This is a genomic window from Streptomyces sp. R33 (assembly GCF_041200175.1).
Taxonomy (GTDB): Bacteria; Actinomycetota; Actinomycetes; order Streptomycetales; family Streptomycetaceae; genus Streptomyces; species Streptomyces katrae_B.
Genome location: NZ_CP165727.1, coordinates 2,017,038 through 2,033,967, shown reverse-complemented (window position 1 = coordinate 2,033,967; position 16,930 = coordinate 2,017,038). Strand labels below are relative to the sequence as shown.

Genomic DNA, 16,930 nt, shown 5'->3' with positions numbered 1-16,930 from the left:
CACGAGGCGGTACGGCGTGGGGCGAGGACGGTGGCGGACCACGGGCAGCGCCCTGGCACGGGTGATCACCGTCTGGGCGGTGTCCACCCTGACGATGCTCGCGCTGGCCGGCATCCTCCCCGACTTCCGGCTGCAGTCCGGCGACGGCGACAGCCTCACCGAGATCGGTCTGACCGCCGCCTGGGGCGCCGGGGCCTTCGGCCTGCTCAGCGCGCTCGTGTGGCCGGTGCTCGTCCGGGCCCTGCTGCTGGTGCCCGCGCTGGTGCTCGGCCTGCTCGTCTTCTTCCTCAACGGCTCGCTGCTGCTGCTCGCCCTCAGCCTGATCCCGTCCGGCCGCGGCGAAGTGGCCCCGGAGACCGCCGTGGTGGTGGCCGCGGTGATGTCCGCCGTCGCCTCGGCGACCTCGACCGCGCTCGCGGTGCGCGACGACGAGGCGTACCGGCGCAGGCTCTACCGGCTCGCCGACCGCCGCCGTCGGCGTACGCGGCACGACGGTGCGCCCGGCGCGGTCGCGGCCGCCCCCGGACTGGTCTTCCTCCAGCTCGACGGCGTCGGGTACGAGGCCCTGCGCCGCGCCGCGGGCAGCGCCCTGATGCCCACGGTGGCCGGCTGGCTGGAGGGCAGCCACCGACTCACGTCCTGGCGCACCGACTGGTCCAGCCAGACCGGCGCCAGCCAGCTCGGCATCCTGCACGGCTCCAGCTTCGACGTGCCCGCCTTCCGCTGGTACGAGAAGGACACCGGCGAGGTGATGGTCTGCAACCGGCCCACCAGCGCCGCCGAACTCCAGCGCCGGGCCATCGCCCGCACCGGGGACGGCGGGCTGCTGACCCTCGACGGGGCGAGCCGGGGCAACCTGTTCAGCGGCGGCGCCGACCAGCTGGCCCTCGTCCTGTCGGTCTCGGCGCGGCGGGGCCGGGCGAACCGTTCCCGCGCCGGCTACTTCGCGTACTTCTCCGACCCGGCCAATGCCGTCCGCACCGCGCTCTCCTTCGTCGCCGAGGTCGTCCGGGAGATCTGCCAGTCGCTGCGGGCCCGGCTGCGGGGGGAGCGGCCGAGGGTGGCCCGGGGCGGCCTGTACCCGCTGATCCGGGCCTTCGCGACGGTGGTCGAACGGGACGTCGTCGTGGCGGCGGTGATCGGCGACATGCTCGCGGGGCGCGCCGCGATCTACGCGGACCTGGTCGCCTACGACGAGGTCGCGCACCATTCGGGGCCGCACGGCCGGGACACCGACCGGGTGCTGGCCCGGCTCGACCGGAGCCTCGCGCTGATCGCGCGGGTCGCCGAGCACGCACCCCGGGAGTACCGGATCGTGCTGCTGTCGGACCACGGCCAGAGCCCGGGGGAGACCTTCCTGAGCCGGTACGGGCTGACGCTGAAGGACCTGGTCCGCGCGGGCTGCGGGCTGCCGGTCTCCCGCCGGGCCGGCCGCACCCGCAGCGGCGCCGAGGCCCGCGCGGCGGTGCTCGCTGCCCTGCACCGGCCGGTGGAGGAGGGCGCCGAGGCCCACCCCGGGCGGGGCCCGGACCCGGTGGTGCTGGCCTCCGGCAACCTCGGGCTGATCTCCTTCCCGGACGTACCGGGCCGGGCCTCGCGGGAGCGGATCGAGCGGGCGCACCCCGCCCTGCTGGCGACCCTGGCCAACCACCCGGGCATCGGGTTCCTGCTGGTGGACGGGGAGGTGCTGGGCCCGGGCGGGGCGGTGGCCCGCCTCGACGAGCCCGGCGCGGCGCAGGAGCTGCTGGCCCGGTTCGGACCGGGCGCGGCGCAGGCGGTCCGCCGGACCGACGCCTTCCCGCACGCGGCCGACGTGATGGTGAACTCGGCGTACGACCCGCGGACCGGGTCGGTGCACGCCTTCGAGGAGCAGATCGGCTCGCACGGAGGCCTGGGCGGGGAGCAGGGGCACCCGTTCCTGATGTGGCCGACGCAGCTGTCGGAGCCGGACCCCGACCTGGTGGGTGCGGAGGCGGTGCACGAGGTACTGCGGCGCTGGCTGCGGGAGGCGGACGGGCCCCAGGTGCCGCTGACCGCATCCGCGGAGGATCCACGGCCGGAGGCCGGTTCGAGCGGAACCTTTCCTTCCGCAAGGGCCTCCGTGCAGGACGAAAACCATTGATTTGGTGCGGCTTTGGGCTTGCCCGACGATATGTCGACCTGTCCAGCATATGAAACACCCGAGGCGTACCACCCGTGAGCTCCACCCTGCGCGCCCCCGCACCCGCCCCTGCCGCGACACCCGCACCGGCCGAGGAGGCGGCGAGCCCCCACGCCCGGCGCTTCGGCCTCCCGGTCGCGACCTGCCTGGTCATGGGCAACATCGTCGGCGGCGGGATCTTCCTGCTGCCCGCCTCCGTGGCGCCGTTCGGCACGATCAGCCTGGTCGCCTTCGGCGTGCTCACCGCCGGCGCGATCGCCCTCGCCCTCGTCTTCGGCCGGCTCGCGCAGCGGCTCCCGCAGACCGGCGGCCCGTACGTCTACGCCCGCGCCGCGTTCGGTGACTTCGCCGGCTTCCTCGCGGCCTGGAGCTACTGGATCACCGCCTGGGTCTCGAACGCGGCCCTCGCCGTGGCGGCCGTCGGCTACCTCGCCGTGCTCTTCCCGGCCATCGGGGACCACAAGGCGGCGATGTGCCTGGCCGCCCTCCTCGTGCAGTGGCTCCCGGCGCTCGCCAACCTGGCCGGCACCCGGTACGTCGGCACCGTCCAACTGGTCGCCACCGTGCTGAAGTTCGCCCCGCTGCTGCTGGTCGCGGTGGGCGGGCTGTTCTTCTTCGACCCGGCGAACCTCGGGCCCTTCCAGGCCACCGGCCAGAGCCCCGTCGGCGCGGTCTCCGCCGCCGCGGCGATCCTCCTCTTCAGCTACCTCGGCGTCGAGTCGGCTGCCGTCAGCGCGGGCGAGGTCCGCGACCCGGCCCGCAACGTCGGCCGGGCCACCATCCTGGGCACCGCCGGAGCGGCCGTCGTCTACCTGCTGGGCACCCTCTCCGTCTTCGGCCTGGTCTCCCACGAGAAGCTGGTCTCCTCCGAGGCCCCCTTCACCGACGCCGTCAACGCGATGTTTTCTGCAGACGGAGGGGCCGGGGGTACGTGGGGCGGCACCCTCGTCGCCTGCGCGGCCGTGATCTCGATGCTCGGCGCCCTCAACGGCTGGACCCTGCTCAGCGCCCAGACCCCGTACGCCGCCGCCCGCGACGGGCTCTTCCCGAAGGTCTTCGAGACGAAGAAGCGGGGCGTCCCCGTGGCCGGCGTGCTCGTCACCGCCGTCCTCGCCTCCGGCCTGACGATCTACAACTACACGCTGGGCTCGGACGGGGTCTTCGAGGTCCTGGTCCTGGTCACCACCTTCACGGCGACCGTCCCGTACCTGCTCGCCACCGCCGCGCAGATCTACTTCCTGCTCTCCGGGCAGTCCGAGCGCGTCCACCGCGGCCGCCTGGTCCGCGACGGCGTCCTCGCCGGCCTGGCCTTCGCCTTCTCGATGTGGCTGGTCGCCGGCTCCGGCTACGCGGCCGTCTACCAGGGCGTCCTGTTCCTCTTCGCGGGTGTCCTCGTCTACGCGGCGATGTCCGCGCGAAAGCACCGAGCCGGGCACCGGGTCACCGCCTGACCTGCGCGGTAGTTTGGAATGAGAGAAGAAGACGAGGACAAGCAGGGGGCAGTGAAGGGGTCGCCATGTCCGCGATCAGAGAAAGCATCGACATCTCCCGCAGTCCCGAAGACGTCTTCGACTACGTGACGGACCCCACGCATCTGCCGGAGTGGCAGAGCAGCGCCGTCTCCGCCCGCCCGCTCGACGGCGCTCCGCTCCACGTCGGTTCGAAGGTCAGGGTCACCCGGCGCATGGGCAAGCGCAGGTTCCCGATGACCATGGAGGTCAAGGAGCTCGACCCGCCGCGCAGCTGGCGCCTCCAAGGTGTCGACGGACCCGTACGCGGCGATGTACGCGGGACCATCGAACCCCTTGACGGCGGAAGGCGCTCGCGCGTGACCCTCGACCTCGACTTCGAGGGCCACGGCATCGGCAGGGTCATGGCGCCGCTCGTGGTCAAGCCGTACGCCCGCAAGGAGATGCCGCGCAACGAGGAGAAGCTGAAGCACCTGCTGGAGAACTGAGACACCCGGCCACCGCCCCGCGGCGGAAAACCGGATGCTTCGGGGTACGTGGTGCGCCCACACTGGGCGCGCCACGTACCCCACCCCTGAGGACCGCTTCTCGTGCAGGCCGCCGTCACCGTCACCCCCGCCCAGATCCCCGAACTGCTGCTGGGCCTCGCCACCGTGCGGCCCGTGTTCCTGTGGGGGGCACCCGGAATCGGCAAGTCCTCGCTGGTGCGGAAGTTCGCCGACTCCCTCGGCCTCGAGTGCGTCAGCCTGCTCGGCACGCAGCTCGCGCCCGAGGACCTGATCGGCGTACCGCAGATCCGTGACGGCCGGTCCGTGTTCTGCCCGCCCGAGGCCATCGCCCGCGACGAGCCGTACTGCCTGTTCCTCGACGAGCTCAACGCCGCGACGCCGGACGTCCAGAAGGCCTTCTACTCCCTCATCCTCGACCGCCGGATCGGCAGTTACGAGCTTCCCGCCGGCTCCATCGTGATCGGCGCGGGCAACCGGGCCACCGACAACGCGCTGGCCCGGCCCATCGCCTCCGCGCTGGTCAACCGGCTCAGCCACGTACACCTGCAGGCCTCCGCGCAGGACTGGCTGGTCTGGGCCGGGGAGAACGGCATCCACCCGTGGATCACCGACTACCTCACCGACCGCCCCGACCACCTGTGGTCCGCGCCGCCCAAGACCGAGGAGCCCTTCTCCACCCCGCGTTCCTGGCACATGCTCTCCGACGCCCTGCACTCCTTCGGGACCGGCCTGGACGAGCAGACCCTCAAGGTCGTCGCCCACGGCACCCTCACCCCGGCGCACGCCGTCTCCTTCTGCGGCTACGCCAAGATCGTCCGCCACACCTTCGGCATCGAGGCGATCATCAAGGGCGATGCCTCCTGGCCCACCCGCCCCGCCGACCGTGATCTGCTCTACTACCTCGCCGAGGCCTTCCGGGGCCGCCTGGTCAAGGAGCTCCCGGAACGCAAGGAGCACGTCTCGCCCGCCGTCCGGCAGACCGCGTACCGCGCGAAATCCCTGCTCGTACAGCTCGCCGAGATCTCCGTGGAGGTCGCCCAGACCGTCATCGCCGACGACGCCGACGGCCTGCCGGTGCTGCCCGCCTGGTTCCTGGTGGAGGCCGCCCGCGACATGCCGCGGCTGGTCGCGGCGCGCCGGTGAGCCGGTGAGCCGTACGAGCCCGCCCCGAACCCCCGTGGGCGCGCCCGCGCCCGAAGCGAGCCCGGAAGTGATCCACCTGTGACCCGCAGGAAGAAGCCCGCCGCCCCCGACCCGGCCACCCTCGCCTACGAGGCCGGACGGGCCGCGATCCGGCAGAACCCGGCCCTGGGCGCCCTCTCCGCCACCCACTGCCGCGACCCCCGGTGCGCCTCGTGCACCTCCGCCGGGCTCGCCCTCGTCACCTCCAACGGGGTGGTCCACGCCCATCCCACCCGCCGCGCAGAACCGCAGGAGTGGGCCTGGGCACTGGCCCACTGCCTGCTCCACCTCGGCTTCGGCCACGTACCCGCCGCCAAGGGGGAGGACCGCCCGCAGCCCGCCCCCGCCGAACTCGCCGCCCGGTGCGTCGTCGTCAACCGCTTCCTGCTGACGTTCCCCGTGGGCCGCGCCCCCGACCACCTCCCCGCCGAGTACCCCGGCGGGGACGAGGAGCAGCTCGCCGCCCGCTGGCGCCGCGACGGCGTCCCCGCCGCGTACGCGGACTGCGGGACCTCCGGCGGGCAGCCCGACCAGGTCCTGGTCGGCTGGCGCACCCTGACCACCGACGTTCCCGACTGGGAGACCTCGTTCGCGCACGCCCTGACCCGCAGCGTCTCCGCCGCCATGGACGTGGCGGGCGGCCGCCGCGACCGGATCACCGGGGAGCGGGTCCGGCAGCACCCGTGGGACCGGGCCCTGAACTGGTTCGTCTCCTCGTACCCGCTGCTCGGCGGGCTCGCCGCCGGCCTGCGGATCGTCGCCGACGCCGAGCTCGCGCGCGCCCAGGACATCGCCGTCGCGGCCGTGAGCGCTAGCGCCGGGGAGATCTACGTCAACCCGCTGCGTACGTTCACCGACCCGGAGTGGCGCTTCGTCCTGGCGCACGAGATGCTGCACGCCGCCCTGCGCCACGGGGAGCGCTGCGGAGCCCGCGACCCGTACCTGCACAACGTGGCCGCCGACTACGTGGTCAACGGCTGGCTCGTGGAGATGGGCGTGGGCGAGATGCCCGAGGGGCTGCTGTACGACCCGGAGCTGAAGGACCTCTGCGTCGAGGAGGTCTACGACCGCATCACGACCGACCTGCGCCGGCTGCGCCGGCTGTCGACCCTGCGCGGCAAGGGCCTCGGAGACGTCCTGGGCGAGGCGCTGCCCCACGCGGGCAGCCTCCCGTACACCGATCTGGACGATTTCTACCGGCGCGGCCTCGTCCAGGGCTTCGACCTGCACACCTACGGGGAGCGCGGACTGCTGCCCGCCGGGCTGGTCCAGGAGATCCGGGCGCTGGCCCATCCGCCCGTCCCCTGGGACGCGCAGCTCGCCCGCTGGTTCGACGAGTACGTGCCGAGGCCCGAGCCCGTACGGACCTACGCGCGCCCGGCACGCCGCCAGGCCTCCACCCCGGACATCCCCCGGGCGGGCCGGTACTTCCCGCCCGAGGAGATCGCCCGCTGCACCTTCGGCGTGGTCCTCGACACCTCGGGGTCGATGCCCGCCGCCCTGCTCGGCAAGGCGCTCGGCGCCGTCGCCTCGTACGCGGAAGCCCGCGACGTACCGGCGGCACGCGTCGTGTTCTGCGACGCGGCGCCGTACGACGCGGGCTATCTGCCCCCGACCGACATCGCGGGCCGGGTGAAGGTGCGCGGGCGGGGCGGAACCGTGCTCCAGCCCGCGATCGACCTGCTCCAGCGCGCGGAGGACTTCCCTCCGCAGGCCCCGGTGCTGGTGATCACGGACGGGTGGTGCGACACCCTGCGGATCCGGCGCGAGCACGCCTATCTGGTTCCGCAGGGTGCGTCCCTGCCGTTCACGCCCAAGGGGCCGGTCTTCCGACTGGTTTAGTCGAGGTAGTCGCGCAGCACCTGCGAACGCGACGGGTGGCGCAGCTTCGACATGGTCTTGGACTCGATCTGGCGGATGCGCTCACGGGTGACCCCGTACACGCGGCCGATCTCGTCCAGGGTCTTCGGCTGGCCGTCGTTCAGGCCGTAACGCATCGAGACGACGCCCGCCTCACGCTCGGAGAGCGTGCCCAGGATCGACTGCAGCTGCTCCTGGAGGAAGGTGAAGCTGACCGCGTCGGCCGGAACGACCGCCTCGGAGTCCTCGATGAGGTCACCGAACTCGCTGTCGCCCTCCTCACCCAGGGGGGTGTGCAGGGAGATCGGCTCGCGGCCGTACTTCTGGACCTCGATGACCTTCTCGGGGGTCATGTCGAGTTCCTTGCCCAGCTCCTCCGGAGTGGGCTCACGGCCGAGGTCCTGGAGCATCTGGCGCTGGACGCGCGCCAGCTTGTTGATGATCTCGACCATGTGGACGGGGATGCGGATGGTGCGCGACTGGTCGGCCATGGCACGCGTGATCGCCTGCCGGATCCACCAGGTCGCGTACGTGGAGAACTTGAAGCCCTTGGTGTAGTCGAACTTCTCCACGGCGCGGATCAGGCCGACGTTGCCCTCCTGGATCAGGTCCAGGAAGAGCATGCCGCGGCCGGTGTAGCGCTTGGCCAGCGAGACCACGAGGCGGAGGTTGGCCTCCAGCAGGTGGTTCTTGGCGCGGCGGCCGTCCTCGACCAGGATCTCCAGCTCGCGCTTGAAGGCGGGCTTGTGGTCCTCCTCCTCTTCGAGCTTGTACTCGGAGAAGAGGCCCGCCTCGATGCGCTTGGCGAGCTCGACCTCCTGCTCGGCGTTGAGGAGCGGCACCTTGCCGATGAGCTTGAGGTAGTCCTTGACGGGGTCGGCGGTGGCGCCGGCCACCATGACCGTCTGCGCCGGGGCGTCGTCCTCGTCGTCGTCGGACAGGACGAAGCCCTGGGCGCCGCCGGCCTTGGGGGCCTCCTCCTCGACGTCGTCGACGAGGTCCTCGGCGGCCCAGTCCTCGCCCTCGGCGGCCGGGGTCTCGCCCTCGTCGGCATCCTTGGCGCTGGTCTTCTTGGCCGCGGCGGTCTTCTTCACCGCGGTCTTCTTCGCGGCGGTCTTCTTGACCGTCCGCTTCTTCGGCTCGGCGGCGGCGTCGGCCGTCACCTCGTCCTCGGCGGCCGCGGCCGGCGAAGCGGATATCGCCGCCGCGGTGGCGGTGGCCGGGCTGGTGGCCGAGGCCTTGCGCGCACCGATGGGGCGCGGCGCGGCGGCCGCCTTCTTGGTCACGGTGCGGGCAGGCGCGGCGGCCGCCTTGCGGGGCTTCTTCGCGGCAGCCTTCGTGGCGGGGGCGGCGCTGACGTGCAGCGCGACACCCTCCTCGTCCAGGACCTGGTTCAGGCTGCGCAGGACCCGCTTCCACTGGTCCACCGGGATGCGGCCGGCCTCGAAGGCCTGGCGCACGTCGTCACCGTTGATGTGACCCTGCTCGCGGCCGCGCTCGACGAGCGCGACGAGGGCCTCCGATTCGGCGATCTCCGGAGGGAACGTACGGGACGGGCTGAGCGACACAAGGAGCCTCTCGTTGCGAACAGATAAGGAGTGGGCGGGACATCATCGCGCGGACTCGGGAAACAGACCCGAGGGGGGTCTGTATTCCGGGGCCGCGCGAGGACACCTGTCGGTTCATCGCATGCCCGAGTCGATTCGTTACGCGCTGAATTGAGTGACCTGCGCCACGCTGTGGGCGCGCAACCATTCGACCGTGGATCCGTCCGCGCCCGCGCACCCCTCCCGTCAGCCCGTTTTGCGGGCTTCGATGAGGAAACGGGCGGTGTGCGCCACGAACGGACCGTCACGTTCGATCTGTTCGTGGAGCTCGCGCAGCCGGTCCCGGTACTGCCCGACCGTGAAGCCGGGCACCATCCAGATCACCTTCCGGAGAAAGTAGATCACGGCTCCGATGTCGTGGAACTCCGTACGCAGTCTTTCCGACCGCAGATCGACGACCTCGAGGCCGGCCTTGCCGGCGTCCGAGACGGCATCGTCGGGGTGCCGGCCGCGCCGGACCTCCTCCGGCTGGGGCCCGAGGAAGTACTCGACGAGCTCGAAGACGCTCGCCGGCCCGACCTGCTGCGAGAGGTACGTACCGCCAGGACGCAGGACCCGGGCGATCTCCTCCCACCAGATGGTCACCGGGTGCCGGCTGGTGACCAGCTCGAAGGCCTCGTCGCCGAAGGGCAGCGGCGGCTCGTCGGCGTCCGCGACCACCACCGCGCCGAGCGGGTGCAGCAGCCGGGTCGCCTTCGCGATGTTCGGTGGCCAGGACTCGGTGGCGACCATCAGCCGGGGCAGGGTCCCCGCCCCGGCGAGCACCTCCCCGCCGCCGGTCTGGATGTCGAGGGCGGAGGCGACGCGGGCCAGACGCTCGCCCATGAGTCTCTGGTAGCCCCAGGAGGGGCGCTGCTCGGTGGCCCGGCCGTCGAGCCAGGAGAAGTCCCAGCCGTCGACGGAGACGGACTCGGCTTCGGCGACGAGATGGTCGAAGGTGCGCGTCATGTCTCGATCGTCCCAGGCCTGGCGCCGGTGATCCACCGGTTTGACCGGATCTCGGGCCCCCGGGGCCGCCGTGCACTGCGGACACGCCGACCAGGTCCATTAGAGTGGGGACGGGCCGTGACTGGCGTTCGGGTGGATCACCACCGGGGAGCGGCCCGGCGCACCTCCCGTGCGCCCGGCGTACCGCGGGTACGCCGACGTGCCGCGCGCCTGGGCGAACCGCGATTCCGCAGCGACGCTCAGGAGACCCCATGACGACTGCCCAGACTGCCACCGCACCCGCCCGGCTCATGGACGGCACCGCCCTCGCCCGCCGCATCTCGGAGCGGACCGCCGTCCTCGCGGCGAAGATCACCGAGCGCACCGGTACCGCTCCCTGCCTCGCGACCGTGCTGGTCGGCGAGGACCCGGCGTCCGTCACGTACGTACGGATGAAGCAGAACCGCTGCGCCAAGGCCGGGATCACCTCCCGCCACGTCGAGCTGCCGGCCGAGACCACCACCGAGGAGCTCGTCGCCGCCCTCACCGCCCTGTCCGAGGACCCGGAGATCAGCGGCATCCTGCTGCAGCACCCGGTCCCGCACCACATCGACGAGCGCGCCGCCTTCGAGGCCATCGCCCCCGGCAAGGACGTCGACGGTGTCACCATGCACTCCTTCGCCGCCATGGGCTTCGGACTGCCGGGCTTCGTCTCCTGCACCCCCGGCGGGATCATGCGCCTCCTCGCCGAGTACGACGTGGACCTGACCGGCAAGCACGCCGTCGTCGTCGGCCGCAGCGCGATCCTGGGCAAGCCGGCCGGCATGCTGCTGCTGGAGCAGAACGCCACCGTCACCTACTGCCACTCCCGCACCGTCGACCTGCCCTCGATCGTGCGCCAGGCCGACGTGCTGGTCGCCGCCGTCGGCAAGGCCGAGTTCATCCGCGGCGAGGACATCAAGCCGGGCGCCGTCGTCCTGGACGCCGGCTACAACGAGGGCAACGTCGGCGACGTCCACTTCGAGTCGGCCGCCGCCCGCGCCTCGCTGATCACCCCGGTCCCCGGCGGCGTCGGCCCGATGACGATCGCCGTCCTGCTGGAGCAGACCGTCCAGGCGGCTGCGGCACAGGCCGGACTGGCGCTCGCGGAGCTCTGACCACCGGATACGGGAACGCGCCGTACGGGAGACGCCCCGGGCCCTTCGGCCCGGGGCGTTCCGCGTTCCGGCGGTGTCCGGATTCCTGCGGCCGGAGCCTGCCGGGCTCCGGGGAACGGGCGGTATCTTTTTGCGCCGGGGCGCGCGATGACACGTGCAACACGTTTCCTGGGGGAACTGCCGATGGACCTGTTCACGCCACTGGAGCTGCCCAACGGCACCGCCCTGCCGAACCGCTTGGCGAAGGCGGCCATGGAGGAGAGCCTCGCCGGGTCCGGCCAGCTGCCGGACGAGCGCATCGAACGGCTCTACCGCCGCTGGGCCGGGGGCGGCGCCGGACTGCTGATCACCGGGAACGTGATGGTCGACCGCCGGGCGCTGACCGCGCCGGGGACGATCGTCCTCGACGCCCGCTCCCCGCTCGAGCCCTTCCGGCGCTGGGCCGCGGCCGCGTCCTGCGGCGGCGGCCGGGTCTGGATGCAGATCAACCACCCCGGCCGGCAGGTCGGCTCGGAGATGCCCGGCACGGCCTGGGCGCCCTCCGACATAGGGGTGAGCCTCGGCAAGCACACCAAGCGCTTCGCCCGGCCCACCGCGATGACCGAGGCCGACATCGAGGCCACCGTCGCCCGGTTCGCGGTCACGGCCCGGCGGGCCGAGGAGGCCGGCTTCCACGGGGTGCAGATCCACGCCGCGCACGGCTACCTCCTCAGCCAGTTCCTCTCCCCGCTCGTCAACCGGCGCACCGACCGCTGGGGCGGCAGCCTGGAGAACCGGGTCCGGCTGCTCACCGAGGTCGTCGGCGCCGTCCGCGCGCAGGTGGGCCCCGGCTTCGCGGTCGGGGTCAAGCTCAACACCGCCGACTTCCAGCGCGGCGGCTTCGACACCGAGGAGGCGGCGCAGGTCCTCGCGGTCCTCGGCGGCCTCGGCGTCGACCTGGTCGAACTGTCCGGCGGCAGCGTCGAGAGCCCCGCGACCCTGGGCCGCACCGCCGATCTGCGGACCCTCGAACGGGAGGCGTACTTCCTCTCCTTCGCCGAGCAGTTCCTGGGTGCGGCCACGATGCCGCTGATGCTGACCGGCGGGATAGGCCGCCGGGAGACCGCGCAGAAGGTCCTGCAGCGCGGTGTGTCCGTCGTGGGGCTCGCCTCGGCCCTGGCGTTCCGCCCCGACCTGCCGGCCCGCTGGCGCGCCGGGGAGGACGTACGGGTGATCGTGGAGCGGCTGCGCTGGAAGGACCGGGACCTGGCCGGCGCCGGGCTGCTGGCCTTCGTACGCTTCCAGCTGCACCGGCTGGCCCGCGGTCTGGAACCGCGCCCGGAGGCCTCCCCGCGGGCGGCGTTCGCCCTCGAGCAGCTCCAGCACTGGCGCCGGGTGCGGGCGTACGGGGCCTGGCTCGCCCGCAACCCCGAGCCCGAGGACGCCCTCGCCGGCTGAGCCGGCCGCCCGCGCCGACCGCTCACAGGCGTGCCGGGTCCCGTCGTACGGCCGCCACGATGGGGGAGGCGCGGAACTCCCGGGCCAGCGCCGCGAGCGGCCGGGAGTCCAGCCGGTACGGCTCGGGCAGTCCCTGATCCGCCCCGGCCGGGTGCTCCCCGGCGCCGTCCGTGACCGCCGGGCCGAGCGCCTCCGCGGCTTCGGCGGCCTCGGCCGCCTCCCGGCGCCGGCAGGCCGCGGCGAGCATGGCCGCGTCGGCCACGACCGAAGCCTGCGACGCGCACATGCCCTGGCCGAGCGCCTCCTCGTACGCGGCGCCCCGTACGGCCGGGTCGAACCAGCGGCCCAGCGCCAGGATGCCGTCGTCGATCACCGACTCGCGGTGGATCAGCCGGATCCCGATCGGCGACCACCAGGTCAGCGGCACGGTCGTCACGCTCGACGCGGCGAAGCCGCGCAGCGCCTTCCACAGCGGGTGCAGCCGCCGGTACCGGCTGAAGTCCCGCCAGGCCGCCGAGCCGCCGACCAGCGGCACGATGAACCCCGACCCCACCATCAGGGCCGCCGCGGAGGCGAACGGCGGGGCCACGTACGTGGACAGGCCGTCCCAGTCGCGGCCCGCCCAGCGGGCGCCCACCGCCGCCCACTTCGTGACCAGGTAGCCAAGGTCCAGCACCCCGCCGAGCACGATCAGGGCCAGTCCGGTGCGCAGCGGACGCAGCGAGGGGCGCACGCGCAGCAGCCACTTCCAGCACAGCACGGTGAGCGTCGAACTGCCCACGGTGTGCGCGAGCAGGTAGCAGACGATCATCTCGCGCAGCCAGGGCGTGTTGGCGTAGTACGTGTCCAGGTCGCGCAGCCGCTCCACCGGCGCGTCGCCGATGGCGAAGAGGACGACGATGAGCAGCGTGACGGCCCCGAACGCGGCCACCGTCAGCCGGGTCGCCCGGCGCACGACCGCCGGCGGGCCGCCGCCCCACTGCAGGACCAGGACGATGCACGACCCCGAGAACGCGGTCAGCACGCTGTACACCAGCGGGGCCGAGAAGTTGACGATTCCGGTGAGCCGGTTGACCGCGGCGATGGTCGGCGGAGCCGCCAGGAACATGACCATGCAGCCGACGACGAGCAGGGTGCACACGGCCCGCATGAGCGGCTGGTCCCAGCCCCGGCGCAGGGTCGGCGCCTTGATCAGCAGCGCCAGGATCATCACCGACCCCGGTACGTACAAGATGAGACCGTCGGTCATCGCGCCTGGCCGACGGGACCGACCGGGCCGACGGGACCGACCGGGCCCGCCGGGCCGACCGGGTCGACCGGGCCGGATCCCTGGTCGAGCCCCGCGACGGCCCGCTCGGCCGCGGTCAGCGGCGGTGCCTTCAGTGCGCCCCGGTCCGAGGCGCGCAGCACGTGCCAGACCACCGAGGGCCGCAGCCAGTACGTGGGCGGGCTGCTCATGGTGATGACCTGGAGGAACGCGGCGGTCAGTGCCTCGCGCGTGGTGGCCCCGGTCATCAGCCGGCTCACGTATGCGTTGAGCAGCCCGGCGCCGGCCCGCGGCTTCATGCCGGTGGCCCCGGGGTACAGGATGTCCTGCGAGGTGGCGAGCTCCCAGGCGGTGGCCACCTGCGGGACCAGCGCGCGCTGCGCCTCGCGGCCGAAGCCGGGATGCGCGAGGCCCTTGGCGCGCATCAGGGCGCGTACGGCCAGCAGGCCCTGGGCGGCGACCGTCATGCCCTGTCCGTACAGCGGATTGAAGGTGGCGACGGAATCGCCGACGGCGAAGAAGCCGTCGGGCAGGTCCGCCTTCTCGAAGTAGACCCTGCGGTTGGCGGTGCCCTGGGTGACGGCGACGTCGGTGAGGGGCTTCCTGCCCTCGAGGAGCTCGCCGACCACGGGATCGCGGATGCCCTTGGCGAACGGGATGAACTGCTCGGGGTCGCCGGTCGGCTGGCCGCCCCGGGTGCCGGACAGGGTGGCCTGCCACTGGCCGTTCTCGATGGGCACGATCGTCGCCGTCTGGCCGGGTACACAGACCCGCGGATCGGACTGCACGTTGACGATCGGGAAGCCCATCTCGTGGGCTCCCGCGGGGGCTTGGAAGATCCGCGTCGCGTACACCAGGCCGGAGTCGACCTGAGCCTGTCTGATCCCGCCGACCCCGAGCTCGTGCAGCCAGGCCCGGGCCCGGGAGCCGCGCCCGCTCGCGTCCACCACGAGGTCGGCGGTCAGCAGCCGGCCCGCGCCGTCGGGGGTGTCGACGCGGACGCCGGTGACGCGGGCCGCCGTACCCTCCAGGGCCTGTACGCGGCTCTGCTGGAGCGTGGTGACCCCGGGCAGGCCGGTCACCCGGGCGCGGACCACCGCGTCGAGGAGGTCGCGGCTGCACGAGATGTTGAACTGCTTCTCCCCGCAGCGCGGGATCCAGCCCTGGGCGGTCTTGGTGACCAGGTCGGTGGGCAGGCTGCGGCGGATCGCGCCCGCCGCCGTCCAGTCGTCGGTGATGCCGGGGAGTATCTTCTCGATGGCGCGGGCCCCGCCCGACCACATGACGTGGACGTGCCGGGCCTGCGGGAGTCCGCGCCGCGACGCCGGGCTGTCGGGCAGCGTGTCGGCGTCGATGATCGTGACCGTCGCGTGCTCGGCGAGCACGGCCGCAGCGAGCAGGCCGGCCATGCTGCCGCCCACGACGACTGCGTGGCGGGGCGGGGAAGAGTGGGTCATCGTGGTGCTCTCTGTCAGGGCCGTGCGGGGGCAGCGGCACGTGAGGTGCATCGACGGGGAAGGCGGTGATCACCGGGGCGTCATCGGTACGCCGCTGGGGCGTGCACTCAACGGCCCCAGCCGAGCGAGGACTTGATGCGCTCGATCGCCTCGGGGAACCGTTCCTCGCGGGGTCCCGGCAGGTACGCCTTCAGGACCTGGCCGAGGTACAGGCCGAAGGTCTCGGCCCGGATCTCCGCCGGATCCTCCCGGTCGGCGCGGGCGGCCGCCTGCCGGACCACGCTGCCCAGTCCGGCCTCCGAGTGCAGCAGCTCGGCGAGATCTCCCCGGTGCCCCGTGAGGCGGGCCGCCACGGCCATGCCCGGACCGTGGCTGTCACACGTGCCTTCCTCCAAGTGCCATAACTCGTGGCAGGCGATGACGAGTTGGTGCTCCGGCCGGGTGCGCTCCTCGATGACGAGCAGGTCGCGCTCTTCCATCTCCAGCCACAGCCCGCTGGCCGTGTCGGGCGGGAACCCGGCGAAGCGGAACTCCACCGGCCGGCCGCCGCGCCGGCGGCCGTACGCGGCGCACAGGCCCCCGATGATCTCGGCGGCATCGGCCGGCCGCGCCAGGCGCGCATCCGCCAGCAGATCTCCGCCGAGTTTCCGCATGGTCCGTGTGGTCCTCATGGCGCTCCCCCCTCGGCAGCCTTACGGTCGTCGGGCACCGCCGCGTGGAGCGGGCGTTCGCCGCCCGCGCCCGGGCGCCCCAGCCGGCCCTCGCGGGCCAGCAGGTCGTCGAGGTGGTCGGCCAGCGACTTCCAGCCCGCCGGAGAGAGCCGTCCGGCCCGCGTGACGATGCTCCGTACATCGTGCGCCCGCAGGACGGCGAGCATCGGGTTTTCGGCGTTCTGTCCGGCGGTTTCCAGCTCGTGCTCGATCTCGGAGAGTGCGGTGGTGAGCGCCTCGGTGTCGTCGGCTAGTAAGAAGCCGCCGTCGACCCCGTAGAAGCGCTGGATCCCGGCGGCCGCCGCGAGGTTGGGCAGGCCCTCACCGCGCGCGACACGGGTCAGCGACTGCCCGGAAGCGTCGAAGGAGTGGGCGATGGCCGCGAGGGAGTGGGCCTGGCCGTCAGCGCGCAGCCGGGTGCGCCGCAGGTGCTCGAACCGCTGGTGCACCTGGGCCTTCAGCGGGAGGCGGGGAGGTGCGCCGTCGAGGGTGAGCCGGATGTCGTGCGGGGTCATGCCCGTCAGGTACGAGAGGTGCTCGAGGTCGGCCGCGGCGGCCGCGCCGGTGGTGGCGAGGGCGTGTTCCACCGCGCACTGGCTGTCGGCGAGGAGGAAGCCGGCGTAGACCCCGAAGAACCGCTGCACGCCCGCCGCGTGGCCCAGCCGGGGCATCCCGGTGCCGGCGTTGAGGGGGCCCAGCGAGGCGCCGGGCGCCTGGAAGTCCTCCGCGATGGCGGCGAGGGACCACTCCCGGCCGTGCTTGTCGCGGCGGGTGGCCCGTAACCGCAGGAAGCGCCGGTGCACCCGCCGGCACAGCGGCACTTCGGGCGCGGTTCCGGCCACGACCCGGGGGACGAGCGCGGGTTCGACCCCGCAGAGGCGGCTCAGCCGCTCCGGGGACAGCACCTCGGCCGGGTCCCGGCCGCTGCGCTCCGCCAACCCCGCGACGCGCGCCCAGGCCGAGGCCAGGTCGGGTCGGGCGGCGGCTGACACCGTGAGGTTCTCCGTATGTCGACAGGACGTTCGAGAGCTTCAGCTCTGTGCAGCGTAGCCCGCAGCCCCCCGGCGAAACAGGCGATCCCCCACCTTTCTTGCGATGTGAGTCAAAGAAGGTTGGCACGACCGCCGCCGGGACCGGCATGACCCCGGAGGTAATCGACTCCGGTGCGGGCCGCGGAGGAGAGTGGA

General features: G+C 73.0%; 13 protein-coding genes. 7 read left to right on the top strand and 6 right to left on the bottom strand.

Annotation, left to right across the window (positions count from 1 at the left end; translation table 11 throughout):
• Positions 1-16 precede the first annotated feature (16 nt).
• The 5 genes from AB5J51_RS09685 (at position 17) to AB5J51_RS09665 (ending at position 7,163) form a co-directional block, all read left to right on the top strand.
• Complete coding sequence (locus AB5J51_RS09685) at positions 17-2,122, top strand: phage holin family protein (protein WP_369777440.1); 2,106 nt, start codon at positions 17-19, stop codon at positions 2,120-2,122.
• 74 nt (positions 2,123-2,196) lie between these two features.
• Positions 2,197-3,612 (top strand): amino acid permease, encoded by a 1,416-nt coding sequence (locus AB5J51_RS09680; protein WP_053786602.1) that lies wholly within the window; start codon positions 2,197-2,199, stop codon positions 3,610-3,612.
• 65 nt (positions 3,613-3,677) lie between these two features.
• On the top strand, positions 3,678-4,118 hold the full coding sequence (locus tag AB5J51_RS09675; RefSeq protein ID WP_053786601.1) for an SRPBCC family protein: 441 nt from the start codon (positions 3,678-3,680) through the stop codon (positions 4,116-4,118).
• A gap of 102 nt (positions 4,119-4,220) precedes the next feature.
• Complete coding sequence (locus AB5J51_RS09670; protein ID WP_136224406.1) at positions 4,221-5,282, top strand: ATP-binding protein; 1,062 nt, start codon at positions 4,221-4,223, stop codon at positions 5,280-5,282.
• A 78-nt stretch (positions 5,283-5,360) separates the two neighbouring features.
• A complete protein-coding gene (locus AB5J51_RS09665; protein ID WP_136224405.1) occupies positions 5,361-7,163 on the top strand; it encodes a hypothetical protein in 1,803 nt (600 codons plus the stop codon).
• Here AB5J51_RS09665 and AB5J51_RS09660 read toward each other — a convergent pair.
• Together AB5J51_RS09660 and AB5J51_RS09655 are read right to left on the bottom strand one after the other, a co-directional pair.
• The gene (locus tag AB5J51_RS09660) at positions 7,160-8,749 is read right to left on the bottom strand and encodes an RNA polymerase sigma factor (RefSeq protein ID WP_030292906.1); all 1,590 of its coding nucleotides are present in this window, start codon (positions 8,747-8,749) and stop codon (positions 7,160-7,162) included. The genes AB5J51_RS09665 and AB5J51_RS09660 overlap by 4 nt on opposite strands.
• Before the next feature lie 225 nt (positions 8,750-8,974).
• The gene (locus AB5J51_RS09655; protein ID WP_053786598.1) at positions 8,975-9,736 is read right to left on the bottom strand and encodes a class I SAM-dependent methyltransferase; all 762 of its coding nucleotides are present in this window, start codon (positions 9,734-9,736) and stop codon (positions 8,975-8,977) included.
• Between the two features lie 251 nt (positions 9,737-9,987).
• On the opposite strand from AB5J51_RS09655, the gene AB5J51_RS09650 reads away from it, so the two are divergent.
• Positions 9,988-10,872 carry a bifunctional 5,10-methylenetetrahydrofolate dehydrogenase/5,10-methenyltetrahydrofolate cyclohydrolase gene (locus AB5J51_RS09650; protein ID WP_053786597.1) on the top strand — a complete coding sequence of 295 codons (885 nt, stop codon included), beginning with the start codon at positions 9,988-9,990 and terminating at the stop codon, positions 10,870-10,872.
• 147 nt (positions 10,873-11,019) lie between these two features.
• Positions 11,020-12,309: an NADH:flavin oxidoreductase/NADH oxidase family protein gene (locus AB5J51_RS09645; RefSeq protein WP_234382073.1), complete on the top strand. Its 1,290-nt coding sequence runs from the start codon at positions 11,020-11,022 to the stop codon at positions 12,307-12,309.
• A gap of 22 nt (positions 12,310-12,331) precedes the next feature.
• On the opposite strand, the gene AB5J51_RS09640 is transcribed toward AB5J51_RS09645, so the two are convergent.
• The 4 genes from AB5J51_RS09640 to AB5J51_RS09625 all read right to left on the bottom strand — a co-directional run bounded on the left by AB5J51_RS09640 (position 12,332) and on the right by AB5J51_RS09625 (position 16,735).
• The gene (locus AB5J51_RS09640) at positions 12,332-13,558 is read right to left on the bottom strand and encodes an MAB_1171c family putative transporter (protein ID WP_369777439.1); all 1,227 of its coding nucleotides are present in this window, start codon (positions 13,556-13,558) and stop codon (positions 12,332-12,334) included.
• Positions 13,555-15,033, bottom strand: a complete 1,479-nt coding sequence (locus AB5J51_RS09635; RefSeq protein WP_369777438.1) for an NAD(P)/FAD-dependent oxidoreductase — start codon at positions 15,031-15,033, stop codon at positions 13,555-13,557. Before AB5J51_RS09635 ends, AB5J51_RS09640 begins: the two co-directional genes overlap by 4 nt.
• A 107-nt stretch (positions 15,034-15,140) precedes the next feature.
• Complete coding sequence (locus tag AB5J51_RS09630) at positions 15,141-15,704, bottom strand: toxin-antitoxin system, toxin component (protein WP_234382072.1); 564 nt, start codon at positions 15,702-15,704, stop codon at positions 15,141-15,143.
• Positions 15,701-16,735 (bottom strand): hypothetical protein, encoded by a 1,035-nt coding sequence (locus AB5J51_RS09625; protein WP_136224403.1) that lies wholly within the window; start codon positions 16,733-16,735, stop codon positions 15,701-15,703. The genes AB5J51_RS09630 and AB5J51_RS09625 overlap by 4 nt, the downstream gene beginning before the upstream one ends.
• Positions 16,736-16,930: the final 195 nt, after the last annotated feature.

Excerpts from the sequence above, each read along its gene's own strand:
- AB5J51_RS09675 (WP_053786601.1), top strand. The coding sequence starts at position 3,678 with ATGTCCGCGATCAGAGAAAGCATCGACATCTCCCGCAGTCCCGAAGAC.
- AB5J51_RS09655 (WP_053786598.1), bottom strand. The coding sequence starts at position 9,736 with ATGACGCGCACCTTCGACCATCTCGTCGCCGAAGCCGAGTCCGTCTCC.
- AB5J51_RS09650 (WP_053786597.1), top strand. The coding sequence starts at position 9,988 with ATGACGACTGCCCAGACTGCCACCGCACCCGCCCGGCTCATGGACGGC.
- AB5J51_RS09645 (WP_234382073.1), top strand. The coding sequence starts at position 11,020 with ATGACACGTGCAACACGTTTCCTGGGGGAACTGCCGATGGACCTGTTC.
- AB5J51_RS09640 (WP_369777439.1), bottom strand. The coding sequence starts at position 13,558 with ATGACCGACGGTCTCATCTTGTACGTACCGGGGTCGGTGATGATCCTG.
- AB5J51_RS09635 (WP_369777438.1), bottom strand. The coding sequence starts at position 15,033 with ATGACCCACTCTTCCCCGCCCCGCCACGCAGTCGTCGTGGGCGGCAGC.
- AB5J51_RS09630 (WP_234382072.1), bottom strand. The coding sequence starts at position 15,704 with ATGAGGACCACACGGACCATGCGGAAACTCGGCGGAGATCTGCTGGCG.